The sequence below is a fragment of the Duganella sp. LjRoot269 genome, assembly GCF_964254095.1.
Classification (GTDB): domain Bacteria; phylum Pseudomonadota; class Gammaproteobacteria; order Burkholderiales; family Burkholderiaceae_D; genus Rugamonas; species Rugamonas hordei.
Genome location: NZ_CAXUSL020000001.1, coordinates 98,873 through 117,461 on the forward strand (window position 1 = coordinate 98,873; position 18,589 = coordinate 117,461).

The 18,589-nt window shown below is 67.3% G+C and carries 2 protein-coding genes; both read right to left on the bottom strand.

Annotation, left to right across the window (positions count from 1 at the left end):
* Positions 1-115: 115 nt before the first annotated feature.
* On the bottom strand, positions 116-8,689 hold the full coding sequence (locus ACSQ3S_RS00375) for a heme utilization protein (RefSeq protein WP_436141279.1): 8,574 nt from the start codon (positions 8,687-8,689) through the stop codon (positions 116-118).
* A 443-nt stretch (positions 8,690-9,132) separates the two neighbouring features.
* Entirely contained in the window at positions 9,133-18,330 is a 9,198-nt protein-coding gene (locus tag ACSQ3S_RS00380; RefSeq protein WP_436141280.1) for a heme utilization protein, read from the bottom strand.
* Positions 18,331-18,589: the final 259 nt, after the last annotated feature.

Below are 18,589 nucleotides of genomic sequence, written 5' to 3' on the forward strand. Positions count from 1 at the left end.
CGGAGGGTTTTGTGTTGCTGAAACACAGCCCGAATTACCACGTTGTTCCGGGGCTTAAAAAAAAAACGGCAAGACCCGCAGGTCTTGCCGTCCTTACTTCCTTACTGGAAGCTGATTACTTGGCAGCCAGGAAACCGCTGTGGTTGCCGCCTTGCAGCGCTTTCAGTCGCAGCGTTTCCTCGGTGGAAGCGGCGTTGGAGGTCGCGGTCAGCTTGTTGTCGTAATTGCTGATCGCATCCGCCATCGCGGCCACTGCCGTGTTGACGCTGTTCGGCACTTCCAGCTTGGCGGTGGTGGTCACCGTCGCCGCTGCCGCGCTGAAGCTCGACATCGCTGCCGACAGGCCGCTGACCGAGGAGCTCAGGCTGGCCGCCACCGTCGTGCTCATCTGGAACCAGACGTCCGCCGCTGCGTGGCTGGCGCCGTCGCTGGTCTCGAAGGTCGACGTGATGCCAACAATGTTGCCGTTGTTGAGCGACGCGTTTTGTTTCGAATCCAGGTTCAGCTTGGTGATGCCCAGGTCGGCCAGCGATTTCAGCTCGTCGGCCTCGCTGACACCGTCGGCATTGCCGTCGACCCAGACACGCAGGTTGCCGAAGGCGCTGTCCTTGGCGTCGATGGTGCCGTCGCCGTTGGTGTCCAGCTCGCCCAGCGCAGCGTAGCCGTTGGTGGCTTTCTGGCCGTTGGCCAGCGTGGTGCCGGAACCGAACAGTTCGCTACCGTCGTTGATCACGCCGTCGCCGTTGCGATCCAGGGCCAGCAGACCATCGCCGCCGCCCACCCAGCCGGTGTTGACCTTGCTGCCGTTAGCCAGCAGATCGAAGTTCACGCCAGCCGACAGGCCCAGGGTGTTGATGCCGTTGCCGTTCAGGTCCAGCACGATCGGCGTACCCAGCGGCGAAGGCAGTGCCGCGATCTGGTCGGTCGACAGGCCAGGCACCTGGGCGCTGGTGATCGAGCACACTTGCGAGGTCGTCATCGCGTGGATCTGGTCGGTCGTCAGGCTACGCAGCTGCGCGGTGCTCAGCGAAGCGATGGCCGAGGTTTTCAGACCGACGAAGTCCTGGGTCTCGATCGCCACCAGCTGGTTGGTCGACAGTGCCTTGATCTGGCCGGTCGTCAACGCTTGCAGCTGCTGGCTCGACAGCGCAACGATCTGATCGGTCGTCAGCGCGGTGATCTGCGCGGTCTGCAACGACGCCACGATATTGGTCTTCAGCGCAGCCATGTCAGAGGTACCCAGCGCCGCCACCGCGGCAGTCGCCAGGGCGGCCACCTGACCGGTGCTCAGCGCGCCGACCTGGTTCGAGCTCAGCGCAACAGCCTGGTCGGTGGTCAGACCCGAGGCGATGTTGGCGGTGCTCAGTGCGGCGACCTGGGCGGTCGACAGCGCGCCCACCTGGTCGGTCGTCAGCGACGCGACCTGGGCCGAGCGCAGCGATGCGATCACCGAGGTCTTCAACGCGCCGATGTCGGCCGTTTCAATCGCGGCCACGGCGCCGGTGCTCAGCGCGCTCACTTGCGCCGTGCTCAGGGTACCGATCTGCGTCGACGACAGCGCCACCACTTGATCCGTGGTCAGGCCGCTGGCCAGGTTGGCGGTGGTCAGCGAGGCCACTTGCGCGGTGCTCAGCGCAACGATCTGGTCGGTCGACAAGGCAGCCAGCTGGGCGCTGCGCAAGCCGCTGATGGCTGCGGTTTTCAACGCGCCGATGTCGGCCGTTTCAATCGCGGCGATGGCGCCGGTGCTCAGGCCCGCGGCCTGGGCGCTGGTCAAGGCGCCGATCTGGCTGCTGCTCAGGGCAACCACCTGATCGGTGGTCAGCGCCGCGGCCTGGCTGGTGCTGAGGCCGGCGATGGTGGCGGTTTTCAGCGCGCCGATGTCGGCCGTTTCAATCGCGGCGATATCGTTGGTGCTGAAGGCGCTGAACTGGGCCGAGCTCAGGGCGCCCAGCTGATTGGACGTCAGGGCCACAATCTGGTCGGTGCTCAAGGCCGCGACGTTGGCGGTGCTGATGGCCGCCACTTGCGCGGTGGTCAGGTTCGACAGCTGGTCGGTGGTCAGGGCCGCCAGTTGCGCGGTTTTCAGCGAGGCGATGATCGAGGTTTTCAGGCCCACGATGTCACCGGTCTCGATGGCGGCGATGTCCTGGGTCGACAGCGCACCGAATTGCGCGGTGCTCAGCGCGCCCAGCTGGTTCGAGCTCAGCGCCACGATCTGGTCGGTCGACAGACCCGAGGCCAGGTTGGCGGTGGTCATCGAGGCCACTTGCGCGGTGCTCAGCGCAACGATCTGGTCGGTGGTCAGCGCGGCGGTCTGCGCGGTGCTCAGCGCGGCGATGGCCGAGGTCTTCAGCGCGCCGAGGTCGGCCGTTTCAATCGCGGCGATCGCGCCGGTGCTCAGGGCGGCCACCTGGCCGCTGGTCAGGCCGCCGATCTGGCTGCTGCTCAGGGCGACGATCTGGTCGGTGGTCAGCGCCTTGACCTGGTTGGTGCTCAGGCCGGCGATCACCGCCGATTTCAGCGCGCCGATGTCGCCCGTTTCAATCGCGGCGATATCGTTGGTGCTGAAGGCGCTCAGTTGTGCCGAGCTCAGCGCGCCGAACTGGTTCGACGACAGCGCGACGACCTGGTCGGTGGTCAGGGCCGCGACGTTGGCGGTGGTGATGGCCGCCACTTGCGCGGTGGTCAGGTTCGACAGCTGGTCGGTGGTCAGCGCCGCCAGTTGCGCGGTTTTCAGCGAGGCGATGATCGAGGTTTTCAGGCCCACGATGTCACCGGTCTCGATGGCGGCGATGTCCTGGGTCGACAGCGCACCGAATTGCGCGGTGCTCAGCGCGCCCAGCTGGTTCGAGCTCAGCGCCACGATCTGGTCGGTCGACAGACCCGAGGCCAGGTTGGCGGTGGTCATCGAGGCCACTTGCGCGGTGCTCAGCGCAACGATCTGGTCGGTGGTCAGCGCGGCGGTCTGCGCGGTGCTCAGCGCGGCGATGGCCGAGGTCTTCAACGCGCCGAGGTCGGCCGTTTCAATCGCGGCGATGGCGCCGGTGCTCAGGGCGGCCACCTGGCCGCTGGTCAGGCCGCCGATCTGGCTGCTGCTCAGGGCGACGATCTGGTCGGTGGTCAGGGCCTTGGCCTGGTTGGTGCTCAGGCCGGCGATCACGGACGATTTCAGCGCGCCGATGTCGGCCGTTTCAATCGCGGCGATATCGTTGGTGCTGAAGGCGCTCAGTTGTGCCGAGCTCAGGGCGCCGAACTGGTTCGACGTCAGCGCGACAACCTGGTCGGTGGTCAGGGCCGCGACGTTGGCGGTGGTGATGGCCGCCACTTGCGCGGTGGTCAGGTTCGACAGCTGGTCGGTGGTCAGGGCCGCCAGTTGCGCGGTCTTCAGCGAGGCGATGATCGCGGTTTTCAGGCCCACGATGTCACCGGTCTCGATGGCGGCGATGTCCTGGGTCGACAGCGCACCGAATTGCGCGGTGCTCAGCGCGCCCAGCTGGTTCGAGCTCAGCGCCACGATCTGGTCGGTCGACAGACCCGAAGCCAGGTTGGCGGTGGTCATCGAGGCCACTTGCGCGGTGCTCAGCGCGACGATCTGGTCGGTGGTCAGCGCGGCGGTCTGCGCGGTGCTCAGCGCGGCGATGGCCGAGGTCTTCAACGCGCCGAGGTCGGCCGTTTCAATCGCGGCGATGGCGTCGGTGCCCAGGGCGGCCACCTGGCCGCTGGTCAGGCCGCCGATCTGGCTGCTGCTCAGGGCGACGATCTGGTCGGTGGTCAGCGCCTTGACCTGGCTGGTGCTCAGGCCGGCGATCACCGCCGATTTCAGCGCGCCGATGTCGGCCGTTTCAATCGCGGCGATATCGTTGGTGCTGAAGGCGCTCAGTTGTGCCGAGCTCAGGGCGCCGAACTGGTTCGACGACAACGCGACGACCTGGTCGGTGGTCAGGGCCGCGATGTTGGCGGTCGTGATCGAGGCGATCTGGCTGGTGGTCAGGTTCGACAGCTGGTCGGTGGTCAGCGCCGCCAGTTGCGCGGTTTTCAGCGAGGCGATGATCGCGGTTTTCAGGCCCACGATGTCGGCCGTCTCGATGGCGGCGATGTCCTGGGTCGACAGCGCACCGAACTGCGCGGTGCTCAGCGCGCCCAGCTGGTTCGAGCTCAGCGCAACGATCTGGTCGGTCGACAGGCCCGAAGCCAGGTTGGCGGTGGTCATCGAAGCCACTTGCGCGGTGCTCAGAGCAACGATCTGGTCGGTGGTCAGCGCGGCGGTCTGCGCGGTGCTCAGCGCGGCGATGGCCGAGGTCTTCAACGCGCCGAGGTCGGCCGTTTCAATCGCGGCGATGGCGCCGGTGCTCAGGGCGGCCACCTGGCCGCTGGTCAGGCCGCCGATCTGGCTGCTGCTCAGGGCGACGATCTGGTCGGTGGTCAGCGCCTTGACCTGGCTGGTGCTCAGGCCGGCGATCACCGCCGATTTCAGCGCGCCGATGTCGGCCGTTTCAATCGCAGCGATGTCGTTGGTGCTGAAGGCGCTCAGTTGTGCCGAGCTCAGGGCGCCGAACTGGTTCGACGACAGCGCGACAACCTGATCGGTGCTCAGTGCCGCGATGTTGGCGGTGGTGATGGCCGCCACTTGCGCGGTGGTCAGGTTCGACAGCTGGTCGGTGGTCAGGGCCGCCAGTTGCGCGGTCTTCAGCGAGGCGATGATCGCGGTTTTCAGGCCCACGATGTCGCCGGTTTCGATGGCGGCGATGTCCTGGGTCGACAGCGCACCGAATTGCGCGGTGCTCAGCGCGCCCAGCTGATTCGAGCTCAGCGCCACGATCTGGTCGGTCGACAGACCCGAGGCCAGGTTGGCGGTGGTCATCGAGGCCACCTGCGCGGTGCTCAGCGCAACGATCTGGTCGGTGGTCAGCGCGGCGGTCTGCGCGGTGCTCAGCGCGGCGATGGCGGCCGTTTTGAGCGCGCCGACGTCGGCCGTTTCAATCGCGGCGATGGCGGCGGTGCTCAAGCCGGCAACTTGCGAGCTCGACAGCGCGCTGATCTGGCTGCTGCTCAGGGCGACGATCTGGTCGGTGGTCAGGGCCTTGGTCTGGTTGCTGGTCAGGCCGGCGATGACGGCCGATTTCAGCGCGCCGATGTCGGCTGTTTCAATCGCGGCGATGTCGTTGGTGCTGAAGGCGCTCAGTTGCGCCGAGCTCAGGGCGCCGATCTGGTTGGACGTCAGGGCGACAACCTGGTCGGTGGTCAGCACGGCGATGTTGGCCGAGGTGATCGAGGCGATCTGGCTGGTGGTCAGGTTCGACAGCTGGTCGGTGGTCAGCGCCGCCAGTTGCGCGGTTTTCAGCGAGGCGATGATCGCGGTTTTCAGGCCCACGATGTCGGCCGTCTCGATGGCGGCGATGTCCTGGGTCGACAGCGCACCGAATTGCGCGGTGCTCAGCGCGCCCAGCTGGTTCGAGCTCAGCGCCACGATCTGGTCGGTCGACAGGCCCGAGGCCAGGTTGGCGGTGGTCATCGAGGCCACTTGCGCGGTGCTCAGCGCAACGATCTGGTCGGTGGTCAGCGCGGCGGTCTGCGCGGTGCTCATCGCGGCGACGGCGGCCGTTTTCAGTGCGCCAACGTCGGCCGTTTCAATCGCGGCGATGGCGGCGGTGCTCAGGCCGGCGACTTGGGCGCTGCTCAAGGCGCCGATCTGGGCGCTGCTCAGCGCCACCACCTGGTCGGTAGTCAGGGCATTGGTCTGGCTGGTGGTCAGGCCGGCGATGACCGCCGATTTCAGCGCGCCGATGTCGGCCGTTTCAATCGCGGCGATATCGTTGGTGCTGAAGGCGCTCAGCTGCGCCGAGCTCAGGGCGCCGAACTGGTTGGACGTCAGCGCGACAACCTGGTCGGTGCTCAGCGCCGCGATGTTGGCGGTGGTGATGGCGGCGATCTGGCTGGTGGTCAGGTTCGACAGCTGGTCGGTGGTCAGCGAGGCCAGCTGCGCGGTCTTCAGCGAGGCGATGATCGCGGTTTTCAGGCCGACGATGTTGGCGGTCGAGATGGCGGCCACGTCGCCGGTCGACAGCGCGTTGAATTGCGCGGTGCTCAGCGCGCCCAGCTGGTTCGAGCTCAGCGCCACCATCTGGTCGGTGGTCAGGCCTGCAGCCAGATCAGCGGTGGTGAAAGCCGAGACCTGCGCGGTGCTCAGCGCAACGATCTGGTCGGTGGTCAGCGCGGCGGTCTGCGCGGTGCTCAACGCGGCGATGGCGGCCGTTTTGAGCGCGCCGACGTCGGCCGTTTCAATCGCGGCGATGGCGGCGGTGCTCAGGCCGGCAACTTGCGAGCTCGACAGCGCGCTGATCTGGCTGCTGCTCAGGGCGACGATCTGGTCGGTGGTCAGGGCCTTGGTCTGGTTGCTGGTCAGGCCGGCGATGACGGCCGATTTCAGCGCGCCGATGTCGCCCGTTTCAATCGCGGCGATGTCGTTGGTGCTGAAGGCGCTCAGTTGCGCCGAGCTCAGGGCGCCGATCTGGTTGGACGTCAGGGCGACAACCTGGTCGGTGGTCAGCACGGCGATGTTGGCCGAGGTGATCGAGGCGATCTGGCTGGTGGTCAGGTTCGACAGCTGGTCGGTGGTCAGAGCCGCCAGTTGCGCGGTTTTCAGCGAGGCGATGATCGCGGTTTTCAGGCCCACGATGTCGCCGGTCTCGATGGCGGCGATGTCTTGGGTCGACAGCGCACCGAATTGCGCGGTGCTCAGCGCGCCCAGCTGGTTCGAGCTCAGCGCCACGATCTGGTCGGTCGACAGACCCGAGGCCAGGTTGGCGGTGGTCATCGAGGCCACTTGCGCGGTGCTCAGCGCGACGATCTGGTCGGTGGTCAGCGCGGCGGTCTGCGCGGTGCTCAGCGCGGCGATGGCCGAGGTCTTCAACGCGCCGAGGTCGGCCGTTTCAATCGCGGCGATGGCGTCGGTGCCCAGCGCGGCGACCTGGCCGCTGGTCAGTGCGCCGACCTGGCTGCTGCTCAGGGCGACGATCTGGTCGGTGGTCAGGGCCTTGGTCTGGCTGCTGGTCAGCGCGGTGATGACGCCGGTTTTCAGTGCGGCCAGGTCGGCCGTTTCAATGGCGGCGATGTCGTTGGTGCTGAAGGCGCTCACCTGGGCCGAGCTCAGGGCGCCGAACTGGTTGGACGTCAGCGCGACAACCTGGTCGGTGCTCAGCGCCGCGATGTTGGCGGTGGTGATGGCGGCGACCTGGTTGGTGGTCAGGTTCGACAGTTGATCGGTGGTCAGCGCCGCCAGCTGCGCGGTCTTCAGCGAGGCGATGATCGCGGTTTTCAGGCCGACGATGTTGGCGGTGGAGATGGCGGCCACGTCGCCGGTCGTCAGTGCGCCGAATTGCGCGGTGCTCAGCACGCCCAGCTGGTTCGAGGTCAGGGCCACCATCTGGTCGGTGGTCAGGGCGGCAACGTTGGCAGTGGTGATGGCCGCCACTTGCGCGGTACCCAGTGCGCCGATCTGGTCGGTGGTCAGCGCGGCGGTCTGCGCGGTGCTCAGCGCGGCGATGGCGGCGCTCTTCAGCGAACCGATGTCGGCCGTTTCAATCGCGGCGATGGAGGCGGTACCCAGCGCGGCCACCTGGCCGGTGCTCAGCGCGCCGACCTGGCCGGCGCTCAGCGCCACTATCTGGTCGGTGGTCAGGGCCTTGGCCTGGGCGGTCGACAGGCCGGCGATGACGGCGGTCTTCAGCGCGGCCAGATCGGCCGTTTCAATCGCGGCGATGGCGTTGGTCGACAGCGCGCCGATTTGCTGCGACGTCAGCGCGGCAGCCTGGTTGGACGTCAGCGCGACGACCTGGTCGGTGCTCAGCGCGGTCATGCTGGCGGTGGTCAGCGCGGAAATCTGGGTGGTGGTCAGGTTCGACAGCTGGTCGGTGGTCAGGGCTGCCAGCTGCGACGACTTGATCGATGCGATCAGGCTGGTTTTCAGGGCGACCAGGTCGGCCGTTTCAATCGCGGCCACGGCACTGGTGCCCAGCGCGCCGAACTGGGCGGTGCTCAGCGTGCCCAGCTGGTTGGAATTCATGGCGACGATCTGGTCGGTGGTCAGGCCGGATGCCAGGTTGGCGGTGCTCAGCGACGCGACTTGCGCGGTCGACAGGCTGGCTACCTGGTCGGTGGTCAGCGCGGCCATCTGGCTGGTGCTGAGGCTGGCGATGACGACGGTTTTCAGCGCCAGCACATCGGCCGTTTCCATGGCCACGATGTCGTTGGTGCTCAAGCCTGCGACTTGGGCGCTGCTCAGCGCGTTGGCCTGGCTGGTGGTCAGCGCGACGACCTGGTCGGTGGTCAGCGCGGCCAGCTGGCCGGTCGACAGGCCGGCGATCGAACCCGATTTCAGTGCGGCGAAGTCGGCCGTTTCGAGGGCGGCAATGTAGGCGGTCGCCATGGCGTTGACCTGAGCCGAGCTCAGCACACCTACCTGATTGGAACTCAGCGCGACGATCTGGTCGGTCGTCAAGCCGTTCGACATTTGCTTGGTGGTCAGTGCGGCGATCTGGGTGGTGGTCAGCGCCACCGCCTGATCGGTCGTCAATGCCCGAGTCTGGTCTGAATTGAGCGCTACGATATCGCTGGTAGCGAGGGCAGCAATGGTTTGGGTCGACAGAGCTGCGATCTGGTCGGTACTCATGCTTGTTACGAGGCTCATTTCCATTCTCCTTGGGGCACTGCACAGTTCTATACAGACAGATGATGGAGCCGACAGGTCTCGCCCGCGGCTCCATCTGAATTGGGTGCTACTGGAATTTCTTTGCGTTTTACATGCGCGTGATCACGAAATCGCGCACTTTAGTTCTTAACGTCAATATCGAAGGCAACTTTAGGATACGCCAGCCATGATTTTGCCTCCGGTTAACATTTTAATAGCGAGGGAACAGCGCATAGTTTCATTCAATCACGGCCCAAAAACCGGCGGGCCACCGCCCTGAACGTACAAAGCGACCCTTTTTTGCGCTGCATTAAGCTTTTTTGTTTACTCAGTGCAATGCAAAAACCGGGCCATGATTTCTCAAAAACAACTTTTTTGGGACAAACGGCAGGGCCTGAGCCCTGCCGCGTGGCACTACATCCGGCTTGCGCCGGGGTACTACTTTACTTGCCGGGCGCCGCCAGGAAGCCGTGGCCGCCCTGCGACTGCAACGCTTTCAGACGCAGCGCGCTGTCGGTGGCCGCCTGGCTCTCGGCGCCGAGAACCGGCTTGCCGTTGGCGTCGAACTGCTTGAGCGCGTCGGCCAGCTGGGCCACGCTGCCGCCCACGCCGTTGCCCTGGATATCCAGCTTCGGCGCCGCGGCCGCCGGCGTGCTGCAGCCGGCGAAGGCCGACATCGCCTGCGCCAGGTTGCTGACGCTGCCGCTCAGGTTGCTGGCCGGCGTGGTGGCGAACCACACGTCGGCCGCCGCATGGGTGGCGCCGTCGGCCGTCTCGAAGGTCGAGGTCAGACCCAGGATGTTGCCGTTGTTGACTGCCCCGCCCACCTTGACGTCCAGGTTGAGCTTGGTGATGCCCAGGTCGGCCAGCGACTTCAGCTCGTCGGCCTGGCTGACGCCATCGGTGTTGCCGTCGACCCAGACCCGCAGGTCGGCGAAGGCGCTGTCCTTGGCGTCGATGGTGCCGTCGCCGTTGGTGTCGAGTTCCGCCATCGCTTGGTAGCCGGTGGCCGCTTTCTGGCCGTTGGCCAGCGTGGTGCCGGAGCCGAACAGTTCGCTACCGTCGTTGATCACGCCGTCATGGTTGCGGTCCAGGGCCAGCAGGCCGTCGCCGCCGGCGGTCCAGCCGGTGTTGACTTTGTTGCCGTTGGCCAGCAGGTCGAACTGCACGCCCTTGCCCAGCGCCGTGGTTTGCACGCCGTCGCCGTTCAAGTCCAGCGCGACCGGGGTCAGGAACGACAGCGCCTGGGTCTGCGTGGTGGTCAGCGCATGGACCTGGTCGGTGGTCATCGCATGCAGTTGCGCCGAGGTCATCGCGTGCACCTGGTTGGTGGTGAGCGAGGCGATTTCAGCGGTGCGCAGCGTGACGAACTGCCTGGTGCTCAGCGCGGCGATCGCGGCGGTGCTCAGCGCGACCAGGTCGGCGGTGTCGAGCGCGGCCAGCGCCGCGGTCGACAGGCCGGCAGCCTGGGCGGTGGTCAGCGCGGCGACCTGGGTCGAGGTCAGCGCCACGCCCTGGCTGGAATTCAGCGCGCCCAGCTGGTTGGCGGTCAGCGCGCCGATTTCCTGGGTGGTGAAGGCAGCCAGTGCGGCGGTGGCCAGCGCGGCGAGGTTGTTGGTCGACAGCGCGGCAACCTGGCTCACGCTCAGCGATGCGGCCTGGGCGGTGGTCAAGGCGGAGATCTGTGCAGTGCTCAGACCGCTGGCGAAGGCCGAGGTGGCCAGCGCGGCGACCTGGCCGGTCGACAGCGCTGCAACCTGTGCCGTGGCCAGACCGGCCAGCTGCGCGGTGCGCAGCGCGGCGACGTCGATCGTGCTCAGGCCAACCAGGTCGGCCGTCTCGATCGCGCCGATGCTGTTGGAGCTCAGCGCCACCACTTGTGCGGTGCCCAGCGAAGACAGTTGCGCCGAGGTCAGCGCGACGATCTGGCTGGTGGTCAGCGCGGCGATGCCGGCGGTGCTCAGCGCGGCCAGCGAGGCGGTGGCCAGCGTGTTGACTTGCGCGGTGGTCAGCGCGGCGACTTGGGCGGAGCTCAGGGCGGCGATGGCGGCCGTCTTGATGGCCGACAGGTCGGCTGTTTCCAACGCGGCTATCGAGTTGCTCGACAGGGCGGCCACTTGCGCGGTGCTCAGCGCGGCCGCTTCGGCGGTGCTCAGGGCCACGACCTGGCTGGTGGTCAGCGCCTTGACCTGGTTCGCGCTCAGCGCGGCAACCGCGTTGGTCGACAAGGCGGCAAGGTCAGCCGTTTCCAGCGCGGCGATGGCGTTGGTGCTCAGCGCGGCAACCTGCGCGGTGCCCAAGGTGCTCGCTTGCGCGGTGGTCAGCGCGACGATCTGGTTGGTGCTCAGACCGGACACGGCGGCGGTGCTCAGCGCGGCGACCTGGTTGGTCGACAGCGCGGCAACCTGTGCGGTCGCCAGGCCTGCCAGCTGCGAACTGCGCAGCACGGCGACGTTGGCGGTGGTCAGGCCGACGATGTCGGCGGTTTCAATCGCGCCGATGGCGTTGCTGGAGAAGGCGCCGATTTGCGCGGAACCCATGCTGCTCAGCTGAGCCGAGGTCAGTGCGACGACCTGGTCGGTGGTCAGCGCGGCGATGCCGGCGGTGCTCAGCGCGGCCAGCGAGGCGGTGGCCAGCGTGTTGACTTGCGTAGTGCCCAACGCGGCGACCTGGGCTGAGCTCAGAGCGGCGATGGCGGCCGTCTTGATGGCCGACAAGTCGGCCGTTTCCAACGCGGCAACCGAGGCGGTGCTCAGCGCGGCAACTTGCGCGGTGCTCAGCGCGGCAGCTTCGGCCGTGGTCAGTGCGACGACCTGGCTGGTCGTCAGCGCCTTGACCTGATTGGCGCTCAGGGCGGCGATCGCGTCCGACTTCAGTGCTGCGAAGTCGGCCGTTTCCAGCGCGGCGATGGCGTTGGTGCTCAGGCCGGCCACTTGCGCGGTGCTCAGCGAGCTCGCTTGGGCGGTGGTCAGCGCCACGATCTGGTTGGTGGTCAAGCCGGACACGGCGGCGGTGCTCAGCGCGGCGATCTGGTTGGTCGACAGCGCGGCAACCTGTGCGGTCGCCAAGCCAGCCAGCTGCGCGCTGCGCAGCACGGCCACGTTGGCGGTGGTCAGGCCGACCAGATCCGCGGTTTCGATCGCGCCGATGGCGTTGCTGGTCAGAGCGTTGACTTGCACCGAACCCATGCTGCTCAGCTGCGCCGAGGTCAGCGCGACGACCTGGTTGGTGGTCAGCGCGGCGATGCCGGCGGTGCTCAGCGCGGCCAGTGAGGCGGTGGCCAGGTTGTTGATCTGCGTGGTGGTCAGCGCGGCAACCTGGGCGGAGCTCAGGGCGGCAATGGCGGTGGTCTTGATGGCCGACAGGTCGGCCGTTTCCAGCGCGGCGACGGCGTCGCTCGACAGCGCGGCCACTTGCGCGGTGCTCAGCGCGGCCGCTTCGGCCGTGGTCAGCGCAACCACTTGATTCGTGGTCAGCGCCTTGACCTGATTGGCGCTCAGGGCGGCAATCGCATCGGACTTCAGTGCTGCGAAGTCGGCCGTTTCCAGCGCGGCGATGGCGTTGGTGCTCAGGCCGGCCACTTGTGCGGTGCTCAGCGAGCTCGCTTGCGCGGTGGTCAGTGCGACGATCTGGTTGGTGGTCAGGCCGAATACAGCAGCGGTGCTCAGCGCGGCGACCTGGTTGGTTGACAGCGCGGCGACCTGCGCCGTGGCCAGGCCAACCAGTTGCGCGCTGCGCAGCGCGGCCACGTTGGCGGTGGTCAGGCCGACCAGATCGGCGGTTTCAATCGCGCCGATGGCGTTGCTCGACAGCGCGGCGACCTGCGCCGAGCTCATGCTGCTCAGCTGGGCCGAGGTCAGCGCGACGACCTGGTCGGTGGTCAGCGCGGCGATGCCGGCGGTGCTCAGCGCGGCCAGCGAAGCGGTGGCCAAGGTGCTGACTTGCGTCGTGCCCAGCGCGGCAACCTGGGCGGAGCTCAGGGCGGCGATGGCGGCCGTCTTGATGGCCGACAGATCGGCCGTTTCCAGTGCGGCGACGGCGTCGCTCGACAGGGCCGCCACTTGCGCGGTACTCAGCGCGGCCGCTTCGGCCGTGGTCAGTGCAACCACCTGATTCGTGGTCAGCGCCTTGACCTGATTGACGCTCAGGGCGGCGATCGCGTCCGATTTCAGTGCTGCGAAGTCGGCCGTTTCCAGCGCGGCGATGGCGTTGGTGCTCAGGCCGGCCACTTGCGCGGTGCTCAGCGAGCTTGCTTGCGCGGTGGTCAGCGCAACGATCTGGTTGGTGGTCAGGCCGGACACGGCGGCGGTGCTCAGCGCGGCGATCTGATTGGTCGACAGCGCGGCGACCTGCGCCGTGGCCAAGCCCACCAGCTGCGCGCTGCGCAGCGCGGCGACGTTGGCGGTGGTCAGGCCGACGATGTCGGCGGTTTCAATCGCACCGATGGCGTTGCTCGACAGCGCGGCGACCTGCGCCGAGCTCATGCTGCTCAGCTGGGCCGAGGTCAGCGCGACGACCTGGTCGGTGGTCAGCGCGGCGATGCCGGCGGTGCTCAGCGCGGCCAGCGAAGCGGTGGCCAAGGTGTTGACTTGCGTCGTGCCCAGCGCGGCAACCTGGGCGGAACTCAGGGCGGCGATGGCGGCCGTTTTGATGGCCGACAGATCGGCCGTTTCCAGCGCGGCAACCGAGGCGGTGCTCAGCGCGGCCACTTGCGCGGTGCTCAGCGCGGCCGCTTCGGCCGTGGTCAGTGCAACGATCTGGCTGGTCGTCAGCGCTTTGACCTGATTGGCGCTCAGCGCGGCGATCGCATCGGACTTCAGTGCTGCGAAGTCGGCCGTTTCCAGCGCGGCGATGGCGTTGGTGCTCAGGCCGGCCACTTGTGCGGTGCTCAGCGAGCTCGCTTGCGCGGTGGTCAGCGCCACGATCTGGTTGGTGGTCAGGCCGAACACAGCGGCGGTGCTCAGCGCGGCGATCTGGTTGGTCGACAGCGCGGCAACCTGCGCCGTGGCCAGGCCCACCAGCTGCGCGCTGCGCAGCGCGGCGACGTTGGCGGTGGTCAGGCCGACGATGTCGGCGGTTTCAATCGCGCCGATGGCGTTGCTCGACAGCGCGGCGACTTGTGCCGAGCTCATGCTGCTCAGTTGGGCCGAAGTCAGCGCGACGACCTGGTCGGTGGTCAGCGCGGCGATGCCGGCGGTGCTCAGCGCGGCCAGCGAGGCGGTGGCCAGCGTGTTGACCTGCGTGGTGGTCAGCGCGGCGACCTGGGCGGAGCTCAGGGCGGCGATGGCGGCCGTCTTGATGGCCGACAAGTCGGCCGTTTCCAGTGCGGCAACCGAGGCGGTGCTCAGCGCGGCAACTTGCGCGGTGCTCAGCGCGGCCGCTTCGGTCGTGGTCAGTGCAACCACTTGATTCGTGGTCAGCGCCTTGACCTGATTGGCGCTCAGGGCGGCGATCGCGTCCGACTTCAGTGCTGCGAAGTCGGCGGTTTCCAGCGCGGCGATGGCGTTGGTGCTCAGACCAGCCACTTGTGCGGTGCTCAGCGAGCTCGCTTGCGCGGTGGTCAGTGCGACGATCTGGTTGGTGCTCAGGCCGGACACGGCGGCGGTGCTCAGCGCGGCGATCTGGTTGGTCGACAGCGCGGCGACCTGTGCGGTCGCCAGGCCCACCAGCTGCGCGCTGCGCAGCGCGGCGACGTTGGCGGTGGTCAGGCCGACGATGTCGGCGGTTTCAATCGCGCCGATGGCGTTGCTGGAGAAGGCGCCGATTTGCGCGGAACCCATGCTGCTCAGTTGAGCCGAGGTCAGTGCGACAACCTGGTCGGTGGTCAGCGCGGCGATGCCGGCGGTGCTCAGCGCGGCCAGCGAAGCGGTGGCCAAGGTGTTGACTTGCGTCGTGCCCAGCGCGGCAACCTGGGCGGAACTCAGGGCGGCGATGGCGGCCGTCTTGATGGCCGACAGATCGGCCGTTTCCAACGCGGCAACCGAGGCGGTGCTCAGCGCGGCAACTTGCGCGGTGCTCAGCGCGGCCGCTTCGGCCGTGGTCAGTGCAACGATCTGGCTGGTCGTCAGCGCTTTGACCTGATTGGCGCTCAGCGCGGCGATCGCGTCCGACTTCAGTGCTGCGAAGTCGGCCGTTTCCAGCGCGGCGATGGCGTTGGTGCTCAGGCCGGCCACTTGTGCGGTGCTCAGCGAGCTCGCTTGCGCGGTGGTCAGCGCCACGATCTGGTTGGTGGTCAGGCCGAACACGGCGGCGGTGCTCAGCGCGGCGATCTGGTTGGTCGACAGCGCGGCGACCTGCGCCGTGGCCAGGCCCACCAGCTGCGCGCTGCGCAGCGCGGCGACGTTGGCGGTGGTCAGGCCGACGATGTCGGCGGTTTCAATCGCGCCGATGGCGTTGCTCGACAGCGCGGCGACCTGTGCCGAGCTCATGCTGCTCAGTTGGGCCGAAGTCAGCGCGACGACCTGGTCGGTGGTCAGCGCGGCGATGCCGGCGGTGCTCAGCGCGGCCAGCGAAGCGGTGGCCAAGGTGTTGACTTGCGTCGTGCCCAGCGCGGCAACCTGGGCGGAACTCAGGGCGGCGATGGCGGCCGTCTTGATGGCCGACAGATCGGCCGTTTCCAACGCGGCAACCGAGGCGGTGCTCAGCGCGGCAACTTGCGCGGTGCTCAGCGCGGCCGCTTCGGCCGTGGTCAGTGCAACGATCTGGCTGGTCGTCAGCGCTTTGACCTGATTGGCGCTCAGCGCGGCAATCGCGTCCGACTTCAGTGCTGCGAAGTCGGCCGTTTCCAGCGCGGCGATGGCGTTGGTGCTCAGGCCGGCCACTTGTGCGGTGCTCAGCGAGCTCGCTTGCGCGGTGGTCAGCGCGACGATCTGGTTGGTGGTCAGGCCGAACACGGCGGCGGTGCTCAGCGCGGCGATCTGGTTGGTCGACAGCGCGGCAACCTGTGCGGTTGCCAGACCCACCAGTTGCGCACTGCGCAGCGCGGCGACGTTGGCGGTGGTCAGGCCGACGATGTCAGCGGTTTCAATCGCGCCGATGGCGTTGCTCGACAGCGCGGCGACTTGTGCCGAGCTCATGCTGCTCAGTTGAGCCGAGGTCAGCGCGACAACCTGGTCGGTGGTCAGCGCGGCGATGCCGGCGGTGCTCAGCGCGGCCAGCGAAGCGGTGGCCAGCGTGTTGACTTGTTTGGTCGTCAGGGCCGCGACCTGGGCGGAGCTCAGGGCGGCGATGGCGGCCGTCTTGATGGCCGACAGATCGGCCGTTTCCAGCGCGGCGATGGCGTTGGACGACAGCGCCGCCACCTGCGCGGTGCTCAGCGCGGCCGCTTCGGTCGTGGTCAGCGCGACGACTTGGTCGGTCGTCAGCGCCTTGACCTGATTGGCGCTCAGGGCGGCAATCGCGTCGGACTTCAGTGCTGCGAAGTCGGCCGTTTCCAGCGCGGCGATGGCGTTGGTGTTCAGGCCGGCCACTTGCGCGGTGCTCAGCGCGCTCGCTTGCGCGGTCGTCAGCGCAACGATCTGGTTGGTGGTCAAGCCGGACACGGCAGCGGTGCTCAGCGCGGCGACCTGGTTGGTCGACAGCGCGGCGACTTGTGCCGTGGCCAGGCCCACCAGCTGCGAACTGCGCAGCGCGGCGACGTTGGCGGTGGTCAGGCCGACGATGTCAGCGGTTTCAATCGCGCCGATGGCGTTGCTCGACAGCGCGGCCACTTGGGCCGAGCTCATGCTGCTCAGTTGGGCCGAGGTCAGTGCGACAACCTGGTCGGTGGTCAGCGCGGCGATGCCGGCGGTGCTCAGCGCGGCCAGCGAAGCGGTGGCCAGCGTGTTGACTTGTTTGGTCGTCAGCGCGGCAATTTGAGCGGAACTCAGGACGGCGATGGCGGCGGTCTTGATGGCCGACAGGTCAGCCGTTTCCAGCGCGGCGATGGCGTTGCTCGACAACGCGGCCACTTGCGCGGTGCTCAGCGCGGCGGCCTCGGACGTGGTCAGCGCGACCACTTGATCGGTGGTCAGGGCCTTGACCTGCGCGGCGCTCAGCGCGGCAATGGCGTCGGATTTCAAGGCCGCGAAATCGGCCGTCTCCAGCGCGGCGATGGCCTTGGTGCTCAGGCCGGCCACTTGCGCGGTGCTCAGCGAGCTCGCTTGCGCGGTGGTCAGCGCGACGATCTGGTCGGTGGTCAGGCCGGACACGGCGGCGGTGCTCAGCGCGGCGATCTGGTTGGTCGACAGCGCGGCGACCTGCGCCGTGGCCAGGCCCACCAGCTGCGCGCTGCGCAGCGCGGCGACGTTGGCGGTGGTCAGGCCTACGATGTCGGCGGTTTCAATCGCGCCGATGGCGTTGCTCGACAGCGCGGCAACCTGTGCCGAGCTCATGCTGCTCAGCTGGGCCGAGGTCAGGGCAACGACCTGGTTGGTGGTCAGCGCGGCGATGCCGGCGGTGCTCAGCGCGGCCAATGAAGCGGTGGCCAGCGTGTTGACTTGGGCGGTGGTCAGCGCGGCGACCTGGGCGCTGCTCAGGGCGGCGATGGCGGCCGTCTTGATGGCCGACAGGTCGGCCGTTTCCAGCGCGGCGACGGCGTCGCTCGACAGCGCGGCCACTTGCGCGGTGCTCAGCGCGGCGGCTTCGGCCGTGGTCAGCGCGACCACTTGATTCGTGGTCAGCGCCTTGACTTGCGCGGCGCTCAGCGCGGCAATCGCGTCGGATTTCAATGCCGCGAAGTCGGCCGTTTCCAGCGCGGCGATGGCCTTGGTGCTCAGGCCGGCCACTTGCGCGGTGCTCAGCGAGCTCGCTTGGGCGGTGGTCAGCGCGACCACCTGGTCGGTGCTCAGGCCGGCAATGGCGGCGGCGCTCAACGCTGCAATCTGGTTGGTCGACAGCGCGGCAACTTGCGCGGTGGCCAGGCCGACCAGCTGCGAGGTACGCAGGGCGGCGATGTCGTTGGTGCTCAGGCCGGCGAGGTCGGCGGTTTCAATCGCGCCGAGGGCCTTGCTCGACAGCGCGACCACTTGCGTGGTGCTCATGGCGGCGATTTCCGCCGAGGTCAGCGCGACGGCCTGGTCGCTGCTCAGCGCGGCGATGCCGGCGGTGCTCAGCGCGGCCACCGAAGCGGTGCCCATCGTATTGACTTGCGCCGTGGTCAGCGCGGCCACCTGGGCGCTGGTCAGCACGGCGATGGAGGCGGTCTTGATCGCGGCCAGGTCGGCGGTTTCCAGGGCGCCGATGGCGTTGGTGCTCAGCGCAGCGACCTGGGTCGAACTCAGTTGCGCGGCCTGGTTGCTGGTCAGGGCGACCACTTGGTCGGTCGTCAGCGCCTTGACCTGGTTGGCGGTGATGCCGCCGATAGTGGCCGTGGCCAGCGCGGCGACGTCGTTGGTGGTCAGCGCGGCGATGGCGGCGGTTTGCAGCGCGGCGATCTGGGTCGAGGTCAGCGCGTTGGCCTGCTTGGTCGTCAGGAAGGCGATCTGGGTGGAGTTCAGGCCTCCGGCAATCTGGGCAGTCGTGAAGGCGGGGATTTGCGCAGTAGTGAACGCGGCCAGCTGGTCAGAATTAAACGCTGCAATGTCGGCAGTTGCCAGCGTGATGATCTGGGCTGTGCTGAAACTGGCAATCTGCTCAGTGGTAAAACTGGTCGCGAAACTCATACTATTTCTCCTGGAGGTACTTCTCTGGCTGCTCAGAAAGCAACTCGAGCGATCAGCTTTTGTCTGATGCTCGAGCCCTGTAGTGGATTTGTTACTTTTTTAACAAAATTTTTATGGTGCTGTCGGAAAAAACTACTCCGTACTGTATATAACGACGGAATTTGGACTTTCATTAAGTAAACTTTTCTTTTGGCCATTAAGTTGCGGGCCAACCAAGCTCGAACCAGATGAACGCCTCTTCCAGCAGGATTCCAAGGGC

Excerpts from the sequence above, each read along its gene's own strand:
- ACSQ3S_RS00380 (WP_436141280.1), bottom strand. The coding sequence starts at position 18,330 with ATGAGTTTCGCGACCAGTTTTACCACTGAGCAGATTGCCAGTTTCAGC.
- ACSQ3S_RS00375 (WP_436141279.1), bottom strand. The coding sequence starts at position 8,689 with ATGAGCCTCGTAACAAGCATGAGTACCGACCAGATCGCAGCTCTGTCG.